Here is a 3,911-nt window from a genome sequence, read left to right as displayed (position 1 = left end):
GACCACTGCGCCTCGCGCCAGCGCCAGATCAGGCAGGCCCGCCGCGGGATAGACGATTCCCGACGTCCCGACCACGACGAGCACATCGGCCGTCGCTGTGGCCTCGACTGCGCGTTGCCACGGTCCTTCGGGCAGCTGCTCGCCGAACCAGACGATGTCGGGCCGGATCAGCCCGCCGCACCCGCACGTGGGCGGCGCCAACTCGATCGCCGGCTCAGCCATGTCGGGCAGTTCACCGGTGTACGGCAAATCGCAGACGGCACAGCGGAAGTCGGACAAGCTGCCGTGCAGGTGGTGCACCGGTGCGCTACCGGCCCGCTCGTGCAGATCGTCGACGTTCTGGGTGACGACGGTGACCTCGGCATGGTCTTGCCAGGCCGCGACCGCGCGGTGCCCGTCGTTGGGTTGCACGCGGCTGACCAGGTGATGACGCCATAGATACCAGCCCCACACTCGTTCGGGGTTCTGCTGCCAGCCCGAAACGCTGGAAAGCTCGTAGGGATCGAAGTTGGCCCACAGCCCGTTCTTGTCGTCGCGAAACGTCGGCACTCCGCTTTCCGCGGAGATCCCCGCGCCGCTGAGCACCGCGATTCGCATGCCACCAAGATAGCGGGACTGGGCCATACTGAGCACGTGAAGCTGGGGGAGTCGATACGGCTTGACCCGCGGGCCGGCAAGCCATTGTTCGATCAGCTCCGAAGCCACCTCATCGAAGGCATCCGCGCGGGTACCTTGCCGCCCGGCACCCGGTTGCCGACAGTACGCGAGTTAGCGGGTCAACTCGGCCTGGCGGCGAACACCGTAGCCCGTACATACCGGGAGCTCGAGGCGGCCGGCATCCTCGAAACCCGCGGGCGTTTCGGCACTTTCGTCGCCCGAGTCGACCCGGCCGACGCGGCGATGGCCGCAGCGGCCCAAGCTTATCTCAGCGCAGCTCGTTCTCTGGGTCTCGGGAAAGCCGAGGCGGTGCGCTATCTCGACACCGTGGCTGAGGATTGAACGCTTCCGGCGAAAAGTATTGTGTCCAGGTGACTCAACGCAGCACTTTGGCCAGGGTGCGTAGGTTTCGGGTGGTTGTCGACGACTTGTAGCGTTTCTTGCCCATCATCTTTCCGATTGTGCTGTCCAGCGTGCTGTTCTTTGGCACCTGCCAGTAGAGGACGCCCGCTCCGCGCGCGATTTTCTCGTCAGCCCGCGCGTCGCTGCTCAGCGCGGTGAGCTCGTTGAGCACGGCGGGGTCGGCGACGAACGTGACATACGACTGATAGCCCTCAACCTCTGGCTCGAAGGGATACCCGTCGACGATCGACCGAACGGTGTCGACGTCGTAGACGAGCACCCACGCGTCGTAGCCGAACCGGTCCCGCAGCGCGGCCTCGGCCTTCTCGCGGACGGCATCGGCCTTCGACCGCGACTCGAGCACGACATTGCCACTTGCCAAGATGGTGCGCACATCGCTGAATCCGGCGTCACCGAGGGCGGCGGCCACCTTCGCCATCGCAAGGTTGACGCCGCCGACGTTGACGCCACGCAAGAACGCGGCGTAGCGCGTCATGTGCTCGCCCCGGCGGCCCCGGCTGTTGCGAAAGGGACTGCGGGCCAACGGCGCTGCGTCACCATGGTGTGATAGTAGCCGTGGTGCGGCCGACTCGGGAGCGGTTTGCGGCTGCCCCGCGTAGGCTGCCGTCATGGGACGCCAGGTTTTCGACGATAAACTGCTGGCCGTGATCAGCGGGAACTCCCTCGGCGTGCTGGCCACGATCAAGCGTGACGGTCGTCCCCAACTGTCCAACGTCTCCTACTATTTCGACGCCCGCAACACCGCTATTCAGGTATCGATCACCGAGCCGCGGGCCAAGACTCGTAATCTGCGCCGGGACCCGCGGGCCTCGATACTGGTCAGCTCTGACGACGGCTGGTCGTATGCCGTCGCCGAAGGCACCGCCGAGCTGACGCCGCCCGCGTCGGCGTCCGACGATGACACCGTCGAGGCTTTGATCGCGCTGTACCGCAACATCGCCGGTGAACATCCGGATTGGGACGAATATCGCGAGGTGATGGTCGCTGACCGTCGGGTGGTGCTGACGCTGCCGATTGCACACCTCTATGGCATGCCGCCGGGCATCCGCTGACCGCTAGGCTGCCGCTCCGCATCATCCCGATGGCGCCGAGCGTCACACTGAGGTGACGCTGGCGGATTCAGCGACGCGCTAGGCTGCCGCCATGCCTGCATCATCCTCCAAGTCCGGTCCTGCGTCCGAGGACGACGCCAAGCGGAAGTTCCGCGAAGCGCTGGAACGCAAGAACGCCAAGTCGTCGAGCGCAACCGGCCACAAGGACGGTGCTGACAAAAAGCCGCGGGCGCACGGACCCGTCGAGAACCGCCGGGAATTCCGGCGCAAGAGCGGCTAATGGGAACTGAACAGCGAGCCTCCGCTCGATAGGTCCTTGTCAGGGGGACGCTGTTCACCGAGCCGCCGGTCGGTGAGTGTCGTTTGCGGCTGAAGCGTCTCTCGACTTCTAGAGCTAGATCACGCCCCGGCCGGTTGGTGAGGGTTCCTGTAGCACTGATGGGGTGTCGTGCCGCTGAGCACTGATCCATTAGCTTGTCGCCGGGTGCCCTTGGGCTCGACCATGTTTGATGACCAAGGAGGCGCTACGTGATCTTTGTCGGCGACGATTGGGCGGAGGATCGCCACGACGTCCATCTGATGGATGAGAGCGGGGTACGGCTTGCCTCGCGTCGATTACCCGAGGGACTTGCCGGCATCGGCGAGTTCCATCAACTCCTGGCCCGGCACGCCGACGAACCCGACGACGTCGTGATGGGTATCGAGACTGACCGCGGCTTGTGGGTCGAGGCGCTCGTCGCGGCCGGCTACCAGGTGTATGCGATCAATCCGCTGGCAGCCGCCCGCTACCGCGACCGCCATCATGTTTCGGGGGCCAAATCCGATGCCGGGGACGCCAAGCTCTTGGCGGATCTGGTGCGCACCGACCGGCACAACCACCGCCGGGTCGCCGGTGATTCTGCTGATGCCGAGGCGGTCAAGGTCTTGGCCCGGGCCCATCAGAATCTGATCTGGACCCGCAACCGGCACACCAACGCGCTGCGCTCGGCACTGCGTGAGTATTACCCCGGCGCGCTGGAGGTGTTCGACGATCTGCACGACCGGGACGCGCTGGCGGTCTTGGGTCGTGCGCCCACCCCGCTGCAGGCGGCGAACCTGAGTCTGTCGAAGATCCGATCTGCGCTTAAAGCCGCTGGACGACAACGCAATCTCGACGCCCGCGCCCGGGAAATTCAGAGCGCCTTACGCACCGAACAACTCACCGCACCCGCGACCGTGACGGCCGCGTTCGCGGCGACCACCCGCGCCACGGTCGGCATCATCGCTGAACTGAACCGCCAGATCACCGACCTCGAGGCCGAACTGGCAACACATTTTGAGGCACACCCGGACGCCGACATCTACCGTTCCCTGCCAGGACTTGGTGTCATCCTCGGCGCCCGGGTGCTCGGTGAGTTCGGGGACGACCCGAACCGTTACACCAACGCCAAGTCTCGCAAAAACTATGCCGGAACATCACCGCTGACCGTCGCGTCGGGCCGCAAACGCGCCGTGCTGGCCCGCCACGTCCGCAACCGCAGGCTTTACGACGCTATCGACCAGTGGGCGTTCTGCGCGCTGAACACCAGCCCCGGAGCACGCCTGTTCTACGACCACCGTCGCACTGCCGGCGACCTGCACCACCAAGCGCTACGTGCCCTGGGCAACCGGCTCGTCGGCATCCTCCACGGCTGCCTACGCCACCGAACTCACTACAACGAACACCAAGCCTGGGCACACCGTCAAACCGGCCCCGAAATCCAAGCCGCTTGACAACCTACGCACCTGGGATGTCTAGCT

General features: G+C 65.5%; 6 protein-coding genes. 4 read left to right on the top strand and 2 right to left on the bottom strand.

Features of this window, described 5'->3' with window-relative positions; genetic code table 11:
• Positions 1–597 (bottom strand): NAD-dependent deacylase (locus WA317_RS04930; protein ID WP_425171980.1); only part of this gene is annotated, 597 nt, incomplete at its 3' end.
• Between the two features lie 36 nt (positions 598–633).
• Between WA317_RS04930 and WA317_RS04925 the strand changes: the two genes are divergently transcribed.
• Positions 634–999 carry a GntR family transcriptional regulator gene (locus tag WA317_RS04925; RefSeq protein WP_425171979.1) on the top strand — a complete coding sequence of 122 codons (366 nt, stop codon included), beginning with the start codon at positions 634–636 and terminating at the stop codon, positions 997–999.
• A 34-nt stretch (positions 1,000–1,033) separates the two neighbouring features.
• On the opposite strand, the gene WA317_RS04920 is transcribed toward WA317_RS04925, so the two are convergent.
• Complete coding sequence (locus WA317_RS04920) at positions 1,034–1,555, bottom strand: DUF1697 domain-containing protein (protein WP_425171978.1); 522 nt, start codon at positions 1,553–1,555, stop codon at positions 1,034–1,036.
• A gap of 133 nt (positions 1,556–1,688) precedes the next feature.
• Here WA317_RS04920 and WA317_RS04915 point away from each other — a divergent pair, with 133 nt between their 5' ends.
• The 3 genes from WA317_RS04915 to WA317_RS04905 all read left to right on the top strand — a co-directional run bounded on the left by WA317_RS04915 (position 1,689) and on the right by WA317_RS04905 (position 3,884).
• Positions 1,689–2,132, top strand: a complete 444-nt coding sequence (locus WA317_RS04915) for a PPOX class F420-dependent oxidoreductase (protein WP_425171977.1) — start codon at positions 1,689–1,691, stop codon at positions 2,130–2,132.
• A gap of 91 nt (positions 2,133–2,223) precedes the next feature.
• Positions 2,224–2,412, top strand: a complete 189-nt coding sequence (locus tag WA317_RS04910) for a DUF5302 domain-containing protein (RefSeq protein ID WP_425171976.1) — start codon at positions 2,224–2,226, stop codon at positions 2,410–2,412.
• Between the two features lie 248 nt (positions 2,413–2,660).
• The gene (locus WA317_RS04905; RefSeq protein WP_425171975.1) at positions 2,661–3,884 is read left to right on the top strand and encodes an IS110 family transposase; all 1,224 of its coding nucleotides are present in this window, start codon (positions 2,661–2,663) and stop codon (positions 3,882–3,884) included.
• Positions 3,885–3,911: the final 27 nt, after the last annotated feature.

It is taken from the genome of Mycobacterium sp., assembly GCF_049802695.1.
Taxonomy (GTDB): domain Bacteria; phylum Actinomycetota; class Actinomycetes; order Mycobacteriales; family Mycobacteriaceae; genus Mycobacterium.
Note: the sequence above shows the minus strand (reverse complement) of the source record. Positions and strands in the feature narration are given on the sequence as shown.